15 protein-coding genes are annotated in these 18,071 nt (G+C 69.3%); 13 read left to right on the forward strand and 2 right to left on the reverse strand.

The genetic code is table 11. The features are described from left to right. Position 1: 1 nt before the first annotated feature. Positions 2-241 (reverse strand): hypothetical protein, encoded by a 240-nt coding sequence (locus IPN47_13450; GenBank protein MBK9409020.1) that lies wholly within the window; start codon positions 239-241, stop codon positions 2-4. Further along, a complete protein-coding gene (locus tag IPN47_13455; protein ID MBK9409021.1) occupies positions 238-3,444 on the reverse strand; it encodes a 5'-nucleotidase C-terminal domain-containing protein in 3,207 nt (1,068 codons plus the stop codon). The genes IPN47_13450 and IPN47_13455 overlap by 4 nt, the downstream gene beginning before the upstream one ends. A 270-nt stretch (positions 3,445-3,714) precedes the next feature. Here IPN47_13455 and udk point away from each other — a divergent pair, with 270 nt between their 5' ends. The 13 genes from udk to phoU all read left to right on the forward strand — a co-directional run bounded on the left by udk (position 3,715) and on the right by phoU (position 18,066). Then, positions 3,715-4,341 (forward strand): uridine kinase, encoded by a 627-nt coding sequence (gene udk, locus IPN47_13460; GenBank protein MBK9409022.1) that lies wholly within the window; start codon positions 3,715-3,717, stop codon positions 4,339-4,341. Beyond that, positions 4,338-5,060, forward strand: coding sequence for a response regulator (locus IPN47_13465; GenBank protein MBK9409023.1), 723 nt, complete (start codon positions 4,338-4,340; stop codon positions 5,058-5,060). Before udk ends, IPN47_13465 begins: the two co-directional genes overlap by 4 nt. Continuing rightward, positions 5,057-6,820, forward strand: a complete 1,764-nt coding sequence (locus tag IPN47_13470) for a HAMP domain-containing protein (GenBank protein MBK9409024.1) — start codon at positions 5,057-5,059, stop codon at positions 6,818-6,820. Before IPN47_13465 ends, IPN47_13470 begins: the two co-directional genes overlap by 4 nt. A gap of 281 nt (positions 6,821-7,101) precedes the next feature. After that, positions 7,102-8,088 (forward strand): carboxypeptidase regulatory-like domain-containing protein, encoded by a 987-nt coding sequence (locus tag IPN47_13475; GenBank protein ID MBK9409025.1) that lies wholly within the window; start codon positions 7,102-7,104, stop codon positions 8,086-8,088. 216 nt (positions 8,089-8,304) lie between these two features. Beyond that, positions 8,305-9,897 (forward strand): TonB-dependent receptor, encoded by a 1,593-nt coding sequence (locus IPN47_13480; protein ID MBK9409026.1) that lies wholly within the window; start codon positions 8,305-8,307, stop codon positions 9,895-9,897. A gap of 165 nt (positions 9,898-10,062) precedes the next feature. Then, the gene (locus IPN47_13485) at positions 10,063-11,811 is read left to right on the forward strand and encodes a fibronectin type III domain-containing protein (GenBank protein ID MBK9409027.1); all 1,749 of its coding nucleotides are present in this window, start codon (positions 10,063-10,065) and stop codon (positions 11,809-11,811) included. A 31-nt stretch (positions 11,812-11,842) separates the two neighbouring features. Further along, positions 11,843-12,487, forward strand: a complete 645-nt coding sequence (locus tag IPN47_13490) for a hypothetical protein (GenBank protein MBK9409028.1) — start codon at positions 11,843-11,845, stop codon at positions 12,485-12,487. Positions 12,488-12,636: 149 nt separating this feature from the next. Continuing rightward, a complete protein-coding gene (gene pstS, locus IPN47_13495; GenBank protein ID MBK9409029.1) occupies positions 12,637-13,749 on the forward strand; it encodes a phosphate ABC transporter substrate-binding protein PstS in 1,113 nt (370 codons plus the stop codon). A 23-nt stretch (positions 13,750-13,772) separates the two neighbouring features. Then, positions 13,773-14,741 carry a phosphate ABC transporter permease subunit PstC gene (gene pstC, locus IPN47_13500; GenBank protein MBK9409030.1) on the forward strand — a complete coding sequence of 323 codons (969 nt, stop codon included), beginning with the start codon at positions 13,773-13,775 and terminating at the stop codon, positions 14,739-14,741. After that, on the forward strand, positions 14,738-15,655 hold the full coding sequence (gene pstA / locus IPN47_13505; protein ID MBK9409031.1) for a phosphate ABC transporter permease PstA: 918 nt from the start codon (positions 14,738-14,740) through the stop codon (positions 15,653-15,655). The genes pstC and pstA overlap by 4 nt, the downstream gene beginning before the upstream one ends. A 46-nt stretch (positions 15,656-15,701) precedes the next feature. Continuing rightward, on the forward strand, positions 15,702-16,544 hold the full coding sequence (pstB, locus tag IPN47_13510) for a phosphate ABC transporter ATP-binding protein (GenBank protein MBK9409032.1): 843 nt from the start codon (positions 15,702-15,704) through the stop codon (positions 16,542-16,544). Positions 16,545-16,603: 59 nt separating this feature from the next. Further along, positions 16,604-17,347 (forward strand): phosphate ABC transporter ATP-binding protein, encoded by a 744-nt coding sequence (locus IPN47_13515; GenBank protein ID MBK9409033.1) that lies wholly within the window; start codon positions 16,604-16,606, stop codon positions 17,345-17,347. Continuing rightward, positions 17,344-18,066 (forward strand): phosphate signaling complex protein PhoU, encoded by a 723-nt coding sequence (gene phoU / locus IPN47_13520; protein MBK9409034.1) that lies wholly within the window; start codon positions 17,344-17,346, stop codon positions 18,064-18,066. Before IPN47_13515 ends, phoU begins: the two co-directional genes overlap by 4 nt. The last annotated feature ends 5 nt before the right edge of the window (positions 18,067-18,071 follow it).

Here is an 18,071-nt window from a genome sequence, read left to right on the forward strand (position 1 = left end):
GTCAGGCGTCCTCGCCAGCGGCACCGCGCTGCCGGTTGGAGACGACGCGGAAGATCGCGCCGTCGTACAGCGCCGCAACGCCGTCGACCGGGAGCCCGCGCGAATCGGTGACGATGCGGTCCCCGGCGACGATGGCATCGGCGAGTGACGCGTCGAACAGCCGCACGGCGTCGACGGGCGAACCAGCGGCCGGGGCATCGACGCCACGGCCATTCACGTACACGCGCACGGTGGCGCTCATGGCTTCAGGGGAATGAGGCGCGCGTCCGTGGGCGCACGCAAGGGTTGGGGACGGGACTTCACGTAGCGCGCCAGCGCCTCGAGGTCGACCAGCTTGAGGTCCTCGACCTTTCGCGCCACGCGCGCCAGGGTGGAGCCGTCGCCGCCGGTGAGGATGAAGTCGAGCGTCACGAGTCGATACGACTGCCGCGCGTTGACCGGACGCCCGTCGGTGAAGGTGAGGCGTGTGATGCGCTGGCCCGCGGGGCGTGCCGGATCGTACGTGACCTTCACGCCGCTCAGGTGCAGGTTGATGTCGTCGCGCGCGACGATGTCCTCGAGCAGCCGCCGCAGGTCGGCCCCGCGCAAGGTGACGCGCACGAGCGAGTTGCCGAACGGCGTGACCTCGAAGAGCGAGCCGAGGGTGACGGGGCCGGCGTTGAGCGGGGCGCGAAGGCCGCCGCGGTTCATGAGGCCGACGTCACCGCGTCCCACGCTGCGATAGGCGTCGGCGATGAAGTTGCCTAACGGTCCGGCGCCACGCTCGATCCGTTCGGCGGCGGTGGCCACCGGCACGTCGTAGACGGCATTGGCGCGCGCGACCACCGAGTCAGTGTATGCCGCCGACGGAGGGTCGGCGGCGATCGAATCGCGCTGCACGTTGCGCACGCGCACCGGTGGCGCCTCCCCACCGGCCAGCGGAAGGTCGATCACGCCGATCGCGGTCCCGCGCGAGAACGCCTGCACGATCGGGATCCCCTTCACGCGCGTGAAGACGCCGGAGTGCGTGTGCCCGCTGACGATCGCATCGACCTTCTCGGTGACCTGCTGCGCGAGGTCGACGATCTCGCCGTTGCAGCTATCGGGCTTCCCGCGCTCGCAGAAGGCCCCCGCGTGGGCGATGACGACGACGAGGTCGGCGCCGCGCGCGCGCAGCGAACGGGCGTGCGCATCGACGGTGGTGGCGGGGTTGGCAAAGCGCAGTCCCGCGACGTTGGAGGCCTTGGTCGTCGTGGGCGTCTCGACCGTGGCCACGCCCACCACGCCAACCTTGATCCCCTGGACGTCGACGATCGTGTCGTTCCGGATCCACGGGACGTCGGCACCGGTGCTGTCGGTGACGTTGGCCCCGAGGATCGCGTACGGCGCCTGTCGCATGCGGGCGCGCAGCGAGTCGACGCCCCAGTCGAATTCATGGTTGCCTAACGCCGATGCCGCGAGCCCGAGCCGCCCGAACAGGGTGACGACCGCCGCGCCGTACGTGAGGTTGGAGGCAGGGGTCCCCTGGAACTCGTCGCCGCCGTCGAGCCAGATGGAGGCGCAGGTGGGGGCCGGACATTCGCCCCGCGCACGCCGAATGGCGCTGGCGAGGTAGGGGGCACCGCCGCGCATCACGCCGTTGCCGTCCGGCCGCGCCTCGAAGGCACCGTGGAAGTCGTTGGTGGCGATGATCCGGAGCCACCGTCCGCTCGTCAGGCGGTCGGCGGTGCGGCGTGCCGTCCCGCTGGCGTCGAAGGCCCCGCCCTGCATCGCGCGATACGCCGCCGCCGCCGCGCTGGCCGGCTCGAGCGTCCAGTTGCGCCGGGCAAAGTCCTCGGGGCGCAGCGTTCCGCGACGTCGCACCTCGGCGATGAGCAGGTCGCGGATCTCTTCCTGCTTGTCGTAGACCACCGGCGCCCCGCGCAGCATGGCGTACCCGCCGCCCCCGGTCTGCCGGTAGTTGTTCAGCGCCATCGTGAAGCGGTCGGCGTCGGTGACGTCGCGCCCCTTCACCTGCAGGCGCGTGATCCGACTCCCGATCGGGCGCGAGATGTCGAGCGTGTAGTCGGCCCCGGCGATGATGTCGAAGTTGTAGCCCGGGACCGACGGATCGGTCGGCGACGTCGCCGCCTCCGGGGTGCCGGCGGTGCGGTAGTAGCGAGCGCTGAATTCCAGGTAGTCGCGCAGCTGGCGACCGGTGATGCGCACGGCGCGCAGCGTGTTGTCGTACGGATACAGCCGCGCGACTTCGGCCACCGTGATGGGACCGGCGTCGAGCGCGGCCCCGATATCGAAGGCGGCGGTGGCGGCCAGGTCGGCCCCCGAGGCACGCGCCATCACGTCGAGCATGAAGTCGATGAGCGGCGTATCGCTCACGCGGGCGGAGTCGGCACGCCAGGCCACGGGCGTCGTGCCTAACGTCTGGTTGACCCACCGCACGGTGGCGTCGTGGGCGCGTTGCGTTGCCGCGACGACCGCCGGGGCCTCGGGATGTCCCGCGTCGCGCACGATCTGCCCGCGCTTCCTCGCGACGTGCCACGTGCTCCCCTGTCGCACCATCGAGAGCGTGGCCAGCGCGACCGACGTGGCCCAGTTGCGCGGCTGCATGACCATCACGCCGTTGATGACCGTGTCGGCCACCTCACGGTGCGAGTGTCCGATGACGATGAGGTCGACCCCCGGCACCTCGCGAGCGATACGCGCCCCGACGTTTTCGCTGGGGAGTCCGCTGGAAACGGTGTCGTAGCTCGACGGTTCTCCAAGCCCGGAGTGCATCACGACCACGACCGCGTCCGCACGGTCGCGCACCGCCCGCACCTCACGCGCGACGTCGGGGACAATGTCGCGCACCTCCAGACGCCCGGTGAGGTTGTCGCGATCCCAGACCATCGCCCCCGGCGTGGTGGCGCCGACGATCGCGACCCGCACTCCGCCCCGCTGCACGATGTGCGAGGCGCCGTACGCTCGCCGGCCGTTGGGGAGGTACGCGTTGGCCGCCAGGAAGGGGAAGCGCGCCTGACCGATCGCCTTGGTCAGCGTCGGGAGACCGTAGTTGAACTCGTGGTTGCCCAGCGCCGCGGCATCGTAGGCCATCGCGTTCATGGCCGCGATGACGGGGTGCGGCGCGGCCGAGTCGACGCGGGCCGCGACGTAGGTCAGCGGATTCCCTTGCAGCAGGTCTCCAGCATCGACCAGGACGACCTTCCCGGGGTGCGCCCGACGCACCGAATCGATGATTGTGGCCGAGCGCGACAGGCCGCGCAGCGTATCCGGGGCGTCGGCGTAGTAGTCCCAGCCACGCAAGCGGCCGTGGACGTCGGTCGTGGCCGCGACGACGAGGTCGGTCGAGTCGGCGGCGGCGCTGGCGTCAGGACTCCCGGCCCCGCTGCGCGCGGCCGGTGTGGTCGCGCAGGACCACGTCGCGAGGGCGGCGATCGCGGCGACGAAAACGTTCAGGCGATGCATGGGACGAAACTAGTGGCCCCCCGATCCCAAAGGGAGCGCCATCGCGACGCGCCCGCCCGCTCGATTGACCGGGGCGAAGCGCTTCGCAAGCTTGCAGTTAGCCAGCGGCGCCGCGCGCGCCTTCGACGCCGGCCCCGTTGGGCGCCGCCCTCTCTCACCCTCGCCGCACGAGCGGGTTCGATACCAAACCGTGACGCCCTCCACGCTTCAATTCCAGGTGCCGACAGTTGATCGTCCATGGCGTAGTAGACACACGGCGGTGTTAGTCCCGTGAAGCCGCTCATCATTGGCATCGCGGGGGGGACGGGTTCGGGAAAATCGACGGTCGCGCGACGGGTGGCAGAGCAGTTGTCCAACGCCTCGGTCGCCTTCATCGACATGGACGCGTACTACCGCAACTACGCGCACCTGCCGATCGAGGAACGGCGCCAGATTAACTGGGACCATCCCGACGCGTTCGACATCGAGCTGATGGTCGAACACCTGCAGCAGCTCGGCGCGGGCAGTGGGATCGAGAAGCCGATCTACGACTTCGTCACCCACACCCGGAGCCCGGCGACCAAACGCATCCCACCGGCCGATGTGATCGTGGTGGACGGGATCCTGTTGTTCGTGGACGAACGACTACGGGACCTGTGCGACGTGAAGGTGTTTGTCGACGCCGATGCCGACATCCGGCTCGCGCGCCGCATCAAGCGAGACATGGTCAAGCGGGGTCGCCCGCTGGAGGACATTCTGGAGCAGTACCTGACGACGGTGCGACCGATGCACCTGCAGTTCGTGGAGCCCAGCAAGCGCTACGCGGACGTGATCGTCCCGCGCGGTGGCCACAACGCCATCGCCATCGAAATGATCATCGCCAAGATCCAGCGGCGATTCGACAACGCCCGCGGATGATCGCCCGCCCTGCGACCGGTGGCGAGCGCGTGCTCGTCGTGGACGACGAGCCGGACATCGTCGCGCTGGTCGCCTATCACCTCGTGAAGGCCGGCTATCGCGTCTCCACCGCCTCCACCGGCCACGACGCCGTGGCCCAGGCGCGGCAGGAACGCCCCGCACTCATGGTGCTCGACCTCATGCTCCCCGGCATGTCGGGGTTCGAGGTCCTCGAACAGCTGCGGGCCGAGGAGTCGACGCGCGACATCGCCGTCCTCATGCTCACCGCCCGCAAGGACGAGCCCGACCGCATCAAGGGGCTGTCGTTAGGTGCCGACGACTACCTCACCAAGCCCTTCTCCCCGCAGGAACTCACCCTGCGGGTCGGGGCGATCCTGCGGCGGATGCAGCAGGGGCAACAGCAGCCGGGTGACACCCTGCGCGTGGGGCCGATCGCCATCGACCGCGCGGCGCACCGCGTCGCCGTCGACGGCCGCGACATCGACCTCACCCCCACCGAGTACAAGCTCCTCCTCACCCTCGCCGAGCGGCGTGGACGCGTGCAGGCGCGCGCCCACCTCCTCGAGACCGTGTGGGACGCCGCCCCCGACATCCAGACGCGCACCGTGGACATGCACGTCCAACGACTCCGCACCAAGCTGGAGTCGGCCGGAGAACTCATCGAGACAGTCCGGGGCTTCGGGTATAGATTGCAGGCGGCCCAACCACGTAGTGCGTGAGGCTCTCCCGACAGCTCCTTGCAGGTTCGCTCCTCGTCATAGGCGTGCTGGTGCTGCTGGTCGTGATCGCTCTCGACTGGCGGCTCGGCGTTCGCCTGCGTGACGACACCGCCATCGAGCTGCAGCGCGAAGCGCGACTCATCGCCGCCTCCTGGCACCCCACGCTCGATGCCGATTCGCTGGCCGACGCCGCGGGCGAGGCCCTCGGGCACCGCGTCACCCTGATCGACTCCACCGGCGTGGTCCTCGGCGACTCCGAGTTCGACCAGCCGGCGTTGGCTCGCCTCGAGAACCACAAGGGCCGCCCCGAAGTCATCGCCGCCATGCGCACGGGGGAGGGATCGTCGGTCCGCCCCTCACCATCGGCCGGCGATGAGGAGCTGTACTCGGCCCTGCGCGCCCCCTTTGGCGTTGCCCGCGTCTCCATTTCCACCGCCACGCAGCGCGGCATCGTACGGCGTGTGCAGGGCGACGTGCTCTCCGCGGCGCTGCTCGCGACCGCCGCGGCCTTGCTCCTGGCGGTCGTCTTCGCCCGCTCGATCACGCGCCCCATCCTCGAACTGCGCGACGATGCGCAGGCCATTGCCGCCGGCGACCTGACGCGCCGCCCGTCGCTCGTGGCCCCGGGCGAGGTCGGCGAACTGGCCTCTGCCTTCCACCGCCTCGCCGAGCAGCTCTCCGCACGCGTGCAGGCGCTCGAGGCCGATGATGCCCTCCTGCGCGCCCTCACCGAGGCGCTCAACGAAGGGGTGATCGCCCTCGACGGCCGACAGCAGGTCCTGCACATGAACGCTGGCGCGCGGCGCCTGCTGGGTGTGAAGGACCCGATCCCCTTCCCCTCCGACCTCCTGCCACGCGACCGCGTGCTGCGCGACGCCCTCACCGCGGCGCTGACCGGCGTCTCGACCGACGCGCTCGAGACGCAGCTCAACGAACGCGCCGTCACGCTCACGGCCCGCCCCCTCGACGGCGGTGGAGCGGTGCTCGCACTCCTCGATGTCACCCCCATCCGGCGACTGGAGAAGGTCCGGCGCGACTTCGTCGCCAACGTCTCGCACGAACTGCGCACGCCGCTCACGGTCGTGAGCGGCTTCGCCGAGACGCTGCAGGACGAAACGCTCCCACCGCCCGAACGCGCGCGATTCAGTGCGACGATCCTGGCCAACACCCACCGCATGCAGCGCATCGTCGACGACCTGCTCGACCTGTCGCGCATCGAGTCGGGCGGATGGCGCCCCAACCCCGCCGACGTCGACCTGCGGGCGGTGGTGCAGGAGATCTTCGGGGGGGCGCGAACGACCGCCGATCGCAAGAAGATCGCCCTCGTCTCGGCGCTCCCCACCGACATTCCGACCGTGCATGCCGATCCGACGGCGCTGCGGCAGGTGCTGGCCAACCTCGTGGACAACGCGCTCCGCCACACCACCGCGGGGAGCGTGACGATCGCCGCCGCCCGCGAAGACGGCGGCGTGCGGCTCTCGGTGCGCGACACCGGGTCGGGAATCAGTGCCGAGCACCTCCCGCGCATCTTCGAACGCTTTTACCGCGTCGATGCCGCCCGCTCACGCCACGAAGGGGGGACCGGGCTCGGCCTCGCCATCGTGAAGCACATGGTCGAGGCGCACGGCGGGCGCGTGACCGCCGACAGCACGGCGGGCCTGGGGACGACGGTGAGCGCGTACTTCCCCGACCTGACGGCGTTTCCGAGGGGCGATACGCCGGCCTCGGTCGCCACCATCCCCCCGCTCCCTCCCGGCTGAAGCCCCGGCGGGCGCGCGGCGAGCGGTCCTCGCCACCGCCCGGGGCGCCGCTCTGTCACAATGTCACGCCTGCTGTGACATCGCCGTGATGCGATCACGCGGTTGTGTCACGACGGGTGCGCACGCTAGGGGAGGTCGGTAGCGGATGGAGGAGGAATTGGGCCCGCGCCGTGACGCGTTCGTTGCATGGCTGTCGGCCAGCCGAGACGAAGGGCGGTGATTGTAACGGAGCGTCGCGCGCGACCAGCGCCGCGCCCTGCTCCCTTACGTGTGAGAATCACATGACCCGTTTGCTCCGTGACTCCCTGCTCCGCGTGCGCGCTTCGGCCCTCGCGCTGGCGGGGGCATTCCTCTTCGCCTCCAGCGCGTCGGCGCAGCAGCCCACCGGGCGCGTCGTCGGCCGCGTGATCGACGCCGCCAGCGGCCAGGGACTCTCCGACGTCGGCGTGCAGGTGGTTGGCACGACGTTAGGCACGATGTCCGGGGTCGATGGTCGCTACACCCTCACCGGCGTCCCCGCCGGCACGGTGACGATCCAGTATCGCCGCATCGGCTTCGCGCCCAAGACCGTGACGGGGATCATCCTCGAAGCCGGCAAGACGCTGGAGCAGAACGTGACGCTGGCCACCGCCGCGATCACGCTTGCGGCGCAGACGGTGACGGCGAACGCCGAGCGCGGCTCGGTCTCCGACGCGCTCGACGCGCAGCGCACTGCCACTGGTGTCGTGAACGCGATCACGTCGGAGCAGATCAGCAAGAGCCCCGACTCGGATGCGGCCCAAGCGGTGCAGCGCGTGAGCGGCGTCACCGTGCAGAACGGCAAGTACGTCTTCGTCCGCGGACTCGGCGAGCGCTACACCACCACGCAGCTCAACGGGACGCGGGTGCCGAGCCCCGAACCGGAACGCCGCGTGGTGCCGCTCGACATGTTCCCGTCCAACCTGCTCGAGTCGATCACGACGTCCAAGACGTTCACCCCCGATCAGCAGGGCGACTTCTCCGGGGCGCAGGTCGAGATCAAGACGCGCGAGTTTCCCGCGCGTCGCCAGGTCACCTACAGCCTCACAACCGGGATGAACAGCGGGTCGACGGGGCAGTCGCTCCTGCGCTCGCGCAACGGCGGCGGCGAGACCTTCGCCGATGGCCGGCGTGCAGCGCAACCTGCCGTACGTCTTCAGCGTCCTGAACAACTTCCAGGGCGTCAACCTCACCTCCGCCGACAAGAGCTTCCTCGTTGGGCAGTTCCGCAACGCCTGGACCCCGGGTGAGGCGACCGGTGCCCCGAACACCTCGACCAACATCTCCGTCGGCGGGAACCAGCCCGTGCTGGGGCAGCGCATCGGCTACATCCTCTCTGGCACGTACGCCTACACGCAGGACCTGCGCAACAACCAGCAGCGCGCCCTCGCCGATCGCGGCGACAACCCCGGCGACACGCGGGAGATCGACCGCTTCGAAGGCACGACGGGGAGCCAGGGGGTGCTGTGGGGCGGGCTGGCGAACTTCAGCACGCTGATCGGCGGGCGCACGCGCCTGATGTTCAACAACACCTACAACCGCACAGCGGACAACGACGCACGCCGCGAGCGCGGGACGTTCGAGAACGAGGGGATCCGGGCGCAGATCGATCGCATGCAGTACGTCGAGCGCTCGATCCGCTCCAACCAGCTCGCCGCCGAACACCAGCTGGGCGGAACGCGCGTGGACTGGGCGCTCACGTCGTCCGGCGTCACGCGCGACGAGCCCGATCGCTCCGAGTTCATTTCCGTCATCGAGCAGGACACGCCGAACGGTCCGGAAAAGCTGCGCTGGCTCAACACCGGCAACGGCGGCGCCGTCCGCACCTTCTCCAAGCTCGACGAATCGTCGCGCGAGGCACGCGCGAACGTGCTGCACAACTTCACCTGGATGGGTCGCCAGCACTACGTGAAGGTCGGGGGACTGTCCGCGCGACCGAGCGTGATGCCAACACCCGCGCCTACGCCATCGCCGCCCCGCTCGCCTCCACCGCCATTCGCGAGCTTCCGGCGGAGCAGCTCTTCGCCCAGCCGTTCAGCGGCAACCGCAGCGGCATCTTCGAGATCTTCCCGCTGTCGCAGGGTGGTGCGTACAGCGCCAGCGACCGCCTGGCCGCCGGCTACCTCATGTCCGAAGTGGCGCTGAGCGAGCGCATCCGCCTCATCACGGGGGCGCGTTACGAACAGGATGCGCTCGATGTCGATGCGCAGTCCACGCTTGGGGCGCCGGTCGCCGCCCGTCGCGACTGGAAGGACGTTCTCCCCTCGGCCGCCCTGAACATCAAGCTCAGCGAGTACCAGAACCTGCGCATCTCGGCGTCACAGACGCTGGCCCGCCCGGAATATCGCGAGCTGGTCCCGATCAAGAGCCGCGACGTGCTCAACGGCGATGACCTCGAGGGCAACCCCAACCTCCAGCGCACGCGCATCCAGAACGCCGACATCCGCTGGGAACTGTATCCGTCGACCGATGAAGTCCTGAGCCTCGGCGTCTTCGCCAAGCGCTTCGACAAGCCGATCGAGCGTGTGTATCGCGCAGCCGGCGCCTCGTCCCGCTTCATCTCGTACGTCAACGCCGACCAGGCGACCAACTACGGTGTGGAGCTCGAGGCACGGAAGGGGCTGGGCTTCCTCGGCCGCGTCGGTGAGCCGTTCCTCTTCTTCACGAACGTCACGCTGATGCAGTCGGAGATCGATCTCGGCGCCTCGCAGGCGGCGGCGACCAACCAGAAGCGGCGCATGGTCGGTCAGGCCCCGTACGTGCTCAACACCGGGCTCACCTACGCCACGCGCACAGGCCGTGGCAGCGCGACGGTGCTGTTCAACCGCACGGGCGACCGGATCGATGCGGCGGGCGATCTTCCGCTCCCCGACGTGATCCAGGTGGCGCGCAATGCGGTCGACGTCTCGGTGCGCTTCCCCGTGTTTGGCCCGCTGCAGGGGCGGTTCGACGCGCGCAACCTGCTCGACGAGCCGTTCAAGACGCAGCAGGGCACGGTGACGCGCGAACAGTGGACGGTCGGTCGCACCTTCCAGCTGGGCTTCATCCTGCGGTCCTGACCTGCACGCGCGCCCTCGCCGGCGCGCGAAACCGGTGACGCCGAGGGCGTCGTGACGCGCGCGTGACGATTGTGACACACGCCCGCGACGCGACGCCCTCTTCTTTCCCTGCGCACCCCCCGCTCCATCGCAACGATCATCCCTTCCTCAGTCCGAGGCTACAGCATGTCAGGATTCTCCCGGTCGATGGCCACCGGCCTGCTTCTCTCGACGCTCGCCCTCGCCGCGTGCAGCAGCGACGATGATCCGGCGGCGCCGGTGATCCTTCCGCCGTTAGGCGTCACCACCGCCCCCACCAGCGTCTCCAGCATCCGCGTGACGTTCAACAGCGTCGCCGGCGACAACAGCTACGAGATCGAGCGCGCCGAGGGCGCCGCAGGCTCCTTCGCCCCCGCCACCACGGTCGCCGCGCCCGCCACGGCCGGCACCGTCACGTACGACGACACGAACCTCAAGGTCAGCACGCTCTACCGCTATCGGATCACCGCGGTCCGCGGCACGAGCCGGTCGCAGCCGTCGTCCGAAGCGTCGGCGACCACCTTCGCCTTCGGTGGCAACCAGACCATCGACGTCACGACCGACATCACGACGAACACGACGTGGAAGGCCGAGAACACCTACGTGCTCAAGGGCTTCATCCACGTGGCCAACGGCGCCACGCTCACCATCGAGCCTGGGACGACGGTCAAGGGGGACTTCAACACCCTCGGCGCCTCGCTCTTCATCCTGCGCGGCGCGAAGATCAACGCCGTCGGACGCGCCGACGCGCCGATCGTCTTCACCTCCTCACGCGCGGCCGGACAGCGCCAGCCGGGCGACTGGGGCGGACTCGTCATCGTCGGCAATGCGACGATCAATCGCTCGGGCGTCGAGATCGAGATCGAAGGGACCAACACCGCGTCCGGCACCACCTCGGGCACCAACTACAAGGTGGTGTACAGCGGCGGCACGACGGACACGGACAACAGCGGTGAGATGCGCTACGTGCGCGTCGAGTTCGCCGGCTTCGCGCCGAGCATCAACAACGAGCTCAACTCGTTCACCTTCGCCGCCGTCGGCTCGGGCACCAAGCTCTCCTTCCTGCAGTCCCTGGCCGGTCTCGACGACGCGTTCGAGTTCTTCGGTGGCACGGTCGACGCGACCAACCTCGTCTCGTACGAGTCGGGCGACGACCACTTCGACATGTCCGAGGGCTATCGCGGACGCCTGCAGCACATCATCGCGCTGCAGACCACGCAGCTGGCACCGCGCACCTCAGCCGGCTCGGCGTCGACCGATCCGCAGGGGATCGAGAACGACGGCTGCAACGGGGCCGGTTGCACCAACGGCTTCAACACCGCGCCGTTCACCATTCCCGTGGTCGCCAACTTCACCCTGGTCGGCACCGGTGACATCGCCTCCTCCGCCTCGGCGGGTGGCGTCGGCATGATGCTCCGCCGCGGGACGGGCGGGTACTACGTCAATGGCGTCGTCTCGCGCTGGGCGCGCGCCGCCTTCTCGGTGCGTGACGGCGACACGTACGTTCGCGCCGGCAGCACCGCGATCCCCAACCTCGCCACCGCCGACTTCGCGCTGCGCAACATCCTGCTCACGGAGAACGCGGCCGCCTTCCAGACCGGAGGGAGCGCGACCCAGAACACCTTCGACGTGACTGGCAATGCCCTCGAGGCGGCGACTGGCGCCACGTCGGCGCTGTTCACTGCCCTCCCCGCCTCCGGCGCGACGCCGACCACGGCGACGCTCGACTGGACGCCGCCCTCCGCCAGCCCGGCGGCCACCGGTGGCCTGACGACCTTCGCCGGGAAGCTGGCGACCGCCGCCGGCACCGTCGTGACCGGGACCGCGTACCGCGGTGCCGCGAACCCTGCCGGCACCAAGTGGTGGCAGGGGTGGACCACCTACGCTCGCAACTAACGTCGTGACGATCCACCGTGCTGGTCCGACGATGGCGTGGGGGGCTCTGGCCCTCTGCGCCATCGTCGGCTGTTCCCCCTCGCGCGAATCGCGCGGTGAGGCCCAGGCGGCCACCGTCGACGGCGACTCCGTCGCGCGGGTGCGGCAGGACTCCATCAACCGTGCCCAACCGGGCTATGTGGTGGACTCGATCCTCCCGCCCGACGAAGCGCTGCGTCGCTTTCAGGAGAGCGTGGTCAACCCGGGCGCGCTGGTGCACGGCGCCGCGTCGCGGGATGCCCTCGTGTACCAGTTCGTGCGCGCGGTAGAGGCCAACGACTCGCTGACCCTGATCCGCTCCGCCGTCCATCGCGGCGAATACGCACATCTCATCTACTCGCAGTCCCCGCTCGCACAGGGGGCGACCTATCAGCCGCCCGAGGTCGCCTGGGTCCAGCTTTCGAACGGCTCGGTACAGGGCTTTCGCCGGACCCTCGCTCGGCACGGCGGGCATTCGCTCAACTTCGCGTCGTACCGGTGCCCCGAGGCGCCTGAGCGACACGGGGATCTGACCATTTGGCGCGGCTGTCTGGTGGAGCTGGGGACCGGCGAGGGGCGCAGCATGACACGCCTGTTCGGTCCCATCGTCTCACGGAACGGCCAGTTCAAGTTCCTGAGTCTGGCCAACGATTTGTAACGCGCCCCGCCCCCAGTCGGCGGGGCCGTCGAGGCCCTGGTCCGCCCCCGGAACGGCAGCTCCCCCTCCCAACTCGCCCCGTGGGCCTCAGCTGTGACGGCGCCGTTACAATTCCGCCGCCCGTCTGAGCCACAAGGCGTGTGATCTTACTGTCACTTCTCGACTTATCTGGAGATCACACCGTGTACGCTCGCGCCCTTTCCGCGCTCGCCATTGTAACAATCGCTGCCTGCGGCGGCGGAGAAACGAAGTCCAGCGACTCGGCGGCTGCTCCCGCCCAGTCCTCCTCGTCGGTCGACCTCAACGGGGCAGGCGCCACCTTCCCCTATCCGATCTACTCCAAGTGGTTCTCGGATTACGCGACCACGAAGGGGATCAAGATCAACTATCAGTCGATCGGCTCGGGCGGCGGGATCAAGCAGCTCTCCGAGCAGACCGTCGACTTCGGGGCCACCGACGGCCCGATGTCCGAGGAAGAGATGGCCAATGCCAAGGGCGGCAAGGTCCTCCACTTCCCGACGGTGCTCGGTGCCGATGTCGTGACCTACAACCTCCCCGAGGTGAAGGAGGCGCTCCGCCTAACGGGCGAGCTGGTCGCCGACATCTTCCTGGGCAAGGTGACCAAGTGGAATGACCCGCGCATCGCCGCGGAGAACGCCGGCGTCGCGCTCCCGGCCAAGGACATCCTCGTCGTGCATCGCTCCGACGGCAGCGGCACCACCTACATCTTCACCGACTACCTCACCACGGTGAGCAAGGCGTGGGCGGCCGGCCCGGGCAAGGGGAAGTCGGTGCAGTGGCCGGTGGGACTCGGCGGCAAGGGGAATGAAGGGGTCGCCGGGGCGGTCAAGCAGACGCCGGGGACGATCGGTTACGTCGAGCTGGCGTACGCCAACCAGAACAAGCTCCCCACGGCCCACATCAAGAATGCCATGGGCGAGTACGTGCAGCCGACGATCGCCAGCATCACGGCCGCGGGCGAAGGGGCCTCCGCCGCGCTCGGTGCCGACTCCGACTACCGCGTTTCGATCGTCAACGCCCCGGGCGCCGGCGCCTACCCGATCGCCTCGTTCACCTGGCTCCTCGTCTACGAGAAGCAGGCCGACGCCGCCAAGGGTCAGAAGCTGGTCGACTTCATGAAGTGGATGTACGCCGACGGGCAGCAGAGCGCCTCGGCGCTCGACTACGCCCCGCTTCCCGCGGCCCTCGCCACGCAGCTGGCGGCGCGCCTCTCCTCCATCCAGATCGGCTCCACGCCGTGACCCAGCCGTCGCAGGGCAGCGTGATGGGCGGAGCTCCGTCAGGAGCACCGCCTGCCACGGTGCCGGGGGCGATCGCCGGCTCCTCCCCCGGCGATCGTGTCTACCGCGTCATCACGACCGCCTTCGCGTGGGCGGTCCCGCTCCTCCTCGCGCTCATCACGCTCGAGGTGGTGCTGGCGGCCTGGCCCGCATTCCGCACCTTCGGCTTCGACTTCCTGACCTCGAGCGAGTGGGACGAGGTGCGCGGGAACTTCGGCGCCGCCCCCATGATCTACGGGACGGTCGTCTCCTCCGTGCTCGCCCTGATCCTCGCCACGCCGCTGGCGCTGGGCGTGGCGATCTTCCTTTCCGAGTTTGCGCCGAGCTGGCTGCGGCAACCGGTCGCCTTCCTGGTCGACCTGCTCGCCGCGATCCCCAGCGTCGTCTACGGGCTCTGGGGGATCTTCGTCCTCCTCCCCGTGCTGCGCGAGAAGGTCATGCCCTTCCTCGCCACCACGCTCGGCCTCGGCAACACGCCGTTCTTCAGCGGACCGGCCTATGGACCGTCGATGCTCGCCGCCTCGGTCATCCTGGCGATCATGGTCCTTCCGTACATCTCCGCGGTCTCGCGCGAGGTGCTCATGGCCGTGCCGCGCTCGCAGCGCGAAGCGGCGATGGCGCTCGGCGCCACCAAGTGGGAGATGATCCGGGACGCCGTGGTCCCGTATGCCCGTTCGGGGATCGTCGGCGGGATCATCCTCGGCCTCGGGCGCGCGTTAGGCGAGACGATGGCGGTCACGATGCTCATCGGCAACCGCCACGAGATCTCGTCGTCGCTCTTCGCCCCCGGTTACACGCTGGCCTCGGTCATCGCCAACGAGTTCGCCGAGGCGACGACGGCGCTGCACACCTCGACGCTGATGGCCTGCGGCGCCGTCCTCCTGGCGGTGACGCTCGTCGTCAACGTGATCGCCCGCTGGCTGGTCTGGCAGGTATCGAAGGAGGGACGATGAGCGGCCCGGCCACCGTCCAGCCGTCGCGCGTGACGGGCGTGCAGGTCGCGGCCGCGCAGCGCACCGCCCGCTCGTTAGGGCGGCGCCGCGTCGTCAACACGATCATGCTCGGCGTCATGTACGTCGCCGCGCTGGTCGCCGTCCTCCCGCTCATCTTCATCCTCTGGCACCTGGCCCGAGAGGGGGCGTCCTCGCTCTCGCTCGACTTCTTCACGAAGATGCCCAAGCCGGTGGGTGAGGAAGGCGGTGGCATGGCCAACGCGATCGTGGGGACGCTCGTCCTGCTCGGCATCGCCTCGGCGATCGGACTCCCGATCGGCATCGGCGCGGGGCTCTACCTCGCCGAGCAGCGCGGCACGCGCCTCGCCAACACCGTGCGCTTCCTCTCGGACGTGCTCAACGGCCTCCCGTCGATCGTGATGGGGATCTTCGCCTGGCAGTTCCTCGTTCGCCCCCTCGGGCACTTCTCGGCGGCCGCCGGCGGCATCGCGTTAGGCGCCATGATGATCCCGCTGGTGACGCGCACCACCGAGGAGATGATCCGCCTCGTCCCGGTCTCGCTGCGCGAGGCGGCGCTGGCCCTCGGCTACACGCGGTGGCGCACCTCGCTGGCCATCGTCCTGCGCACCGCGCTGCCGGGGATCGTGACCGGTGCGCTTGTCGCGGTCGCCCGCATCGCCGGCGAAACGGCGCCGCTGCTCTTCACCGCCTTCGGCAACCAGTTCTGGTCGCTCTCGCTCGATGAGCCGACCTCCGCCCTCCCGCTGCAGATCTTCTCGTACGCCATCTCGCCGTACGACGACTGGCATCGCCTGGCCTGGGCCGGCTCGATGGTCCTGATCGGGCTCGTGCTCGTGATCTCGCTCATCTCGCGCTTCGTCACCCGTTCACGATTCGGAGGGGGCGGTGACTGACCTCACCCTCGCCAGCCGCAGGCCGACGCCATCCCCCGTGCGGTCCATGACCCCTGTACCCCCGGTCCCACCAACCCCACCGGTCGTCGTCCCGCCGCGCCAGCACGCGGAGGAATCGGCGGCACCGGTGGTCCGCATCGCCGTACACCACCTCGACGCGTACTACGGCGCCTCGCGCACCGTGCGCGACGTCAACATCGGCTTCCACGACGGCCAGGTCACGGCGATCATCGGCCCGTCGGGGTGCGGCAAGTCGACGCTCCTGCGCTGCCTCAACCGGATGCACGAGACCATTCCGGGGGCGCGCACCGAAGGGGAAGTGTTGCTCGACGGTCAGGACGTCTACGCCCGCGGCGCGTCGCCCATCCAGGTGCGGCGTCGCATCGGCATGGTGTTCCAGCGTCCGACGCCCTTCCCCACCATGTCGATCCGCGACAACGTCGCCGCCGGCTTCAAGGGATTCGGCGGGACGGCCCCCTCGCGTCGCGAACTCGATGAGATCGTCGAGCGCTCGCTGCGCAGCGCCGCCCTGTGGGAGGAGGTGAAGGACCGCCTCAAGGACTCGGCCATCGGGCTCTCCGGCGGCCAGCAGCAACGCCTCTGCATCGCCCGCGCCCTCGCCACCGGGCCGCGCGTCCTCCTGCTCGACGAACCGACCGCCTCGCTCGATCCCATCAGCACGCAGAAGGTCGAGGAGCTGGTCTATCAGCTGCGCGGCACCGTGACCGTCGTGATCGTCACGCACAACATGCAGCAGGCCGCGCGCGTCTCCAACCGCACCGCCTTCATGTTGGGCGGCGAGCTCGTCGAAGTCGCGCCGACCAGCGCCCTGTTCACGACCCCGAAGGACCCACGGACCGAAGCGTACATCACGGGCCGGTTCGGATGACCGCAGAAGCTGCCGTTCCTCCCGTCTCCCGCCTCCCGTCGCCCGTCTCACGCGGCGTCATCGAAGCCAAGCAGTTCAGCTTCTGGTACGGCGCCAAGCAGGCGCTGCACGGCATCGACCTGCGCATGCCGGCGCGCTCCGTCACCGCCTTCATCGGCCCGTCGGGCTGCGGGAAGTCGACCTTCCTGCGCTCCATCAACCGGATGAACGCGCTCATCACCGGAACGCGGCACGAAGGCGAACTCCTGCTCGACGGCGAGGACCTCAACGGGCGCGTGATGGACGTGGTGCAGCTGCGCCAGCGCGTCGGGATGGTCTTCCAGCGCTGGAACCCGTTCCCCAAGTCCATCTACGACAACGTGGCCTACGGGCCCCGCATCAACGGCACGGCCACCCGCGGGGAGATCGACGACATCGTCGAGTCGTCGCTGCGGCGCGCCGCCCTCTGGGACGAGGTGAAGGATCGCCTCAAGCAGAGCGCGCTCGGCCTCTCCGGCGGCCAGCAGCAGCGCCTGTGCATTGCCCGCGCACTGGCCAACCAGCCCGAGGTCCTCCTGCTCGACGAACCCTGCTCGGCGCTGGATCCAATCGCCACGCAGAAGGTCGAAGAACTCCTCTACGAGCTCAAGTCCGAACTGACCATCGTGATCGTCACGCACAACCTCCAGCAGGCCGCACGCGTCTCGGACCAGACGGCCTTCTTCTACCTCGGGCGCCTTGTCGAAGTCGACGCCACAGAGCGTATCTTCACCAGCCCGCGCGAAGAGCGCACCGAGGCCTACATCACCGGGAGGTTCGGATGAGCCCCGCCAACATCGCGTCCGAATCCGTCGGCTTCCGCCACTTCCATGACCAGCTGGCCACGCTCAAGCAGCGGCTGCTGGACATGTCGGCGCGGGCCGAGGAACTCGTCGACCTCGCCGTCGACGCCTTGCTCACGCGCGACAAGGACAAGGCCGACGCCGTCATCCAGGGCGACCGCGAGATCGACACCCTGGAGATCGACGTGGAATCGCTGGCCGTGGAACTGCTCGCCACACAGCAGCCCATGGCGCGCGACCTGCGCTTCATCATCAGCGCCATCAAGGTCTCCAGCGACCTGGAACGCGTCGGCGACCACGCCGTCAACATCGCCCAGTCGGCGCTGCGCCTCATTGCCCTGCGCTCGTCCATCACCCCCGATCCCGAGATCGAGGACATGGCGCGCCGGGCGCGGCGCATGCTCTCCGACGCCCTCGACGCCTTCATCCGCGCCGACGGCTCGCTGGGGCGCGAGGTCTGCAAGGCCGACGACGCCGTCGATGCCCTGCACAACTCGCTCTTCCGCATCCTCCTGACGCACATGATGGCCGACGCCCGGACCATCAACCCGGCGCTGGAACTCCTGCTCGTCAGCCGCAACCTCGAACGCGTCGCCGACCTGGCCACCAACATCGGCGAGGACGCGGTCTATCTGGCGGAAGGCAAGCAAATCAAGCATCGTTTCGAGTTCGACGAGAAGGCGAACGCCGACCCTTCCTAGGCTGA

The organism is Gemmatimonadota bacterium (genome assembly GCA_016719105.1).
Taxonomy (GTDB): Bacteria; Gemmatimonadota; Gemmatimonadetes; order Gemmatimonadales; family Gemmatimonadaceae; genus SCN-70-22.

Coding starts and splice junctions, on each gene's coding strand:
- IPN47_13450 (MBK9409020.1), bottom strand. CDS start 241: ATGAGCGCCACCGTGCGCGTGTACGTGAATGGCCGTGGCGTCGATGCC.
- IPN47_13455 (MBK9409021.1), bottom strand. CDS start 3,444: ATGCATCGCCTGAACGTTTTCGTCGCCGCGATCGCCGCCCTCGCGACG.
- IPN47_13465 (MBK9409023.1), top strand. CDS start 4,338: ATGATCGCCCGCCCTGCGACCGGTGGCGAGCGCGTGCTCGTCGTGGAC.
- IPN47_13475 (MBK9409025.1), top strand. CDS start 7,102: ATGACCCGTTTGCTCCGTGACTCCCTGCTCCGCGTGCGCGCTTCGGCC.
- IPN47_13485 (MBK9409027.1), top strand. CDS start 10,063: ATGTCAGGATTCTCCCGGTCGATGGCCACCGGCCTGCTTCTCTCGACG.
- IPN47_13490 (MBK9409028.1), top strand. CDS start 11,843: ATGGCGTGGGGGGCTCTGGCCCTCTGCGCCATCGTCGGCTGTTCCCCC.
- pstC (MBK9409030.1), top strand. CDS start 13,773: ATGGGCGGAGCTCCGTCAGGAGCACCGCCTGCCACGGTGCCGGGGGCG.
- pstA (MBK9409031.1), top strand. CDS start 14,738: ATGAGCGGCCCGGCCACCGTCCAGCCGTCGCGCGTGACGGGCGTGCAG.
- pstB (MBK9409032.1), top strand. CDS start 15,702: ATGACCCCTGTACCCCCGGTCCCACCAACCCCACCGGTCGTCGTCCCG.
- phoU (MBK9409034.1), top strand. CDS start 17,344: ATGAGCCCCGCCAACATCGCGTCCGAATCCGTCGGCTTCCGCCACTTC.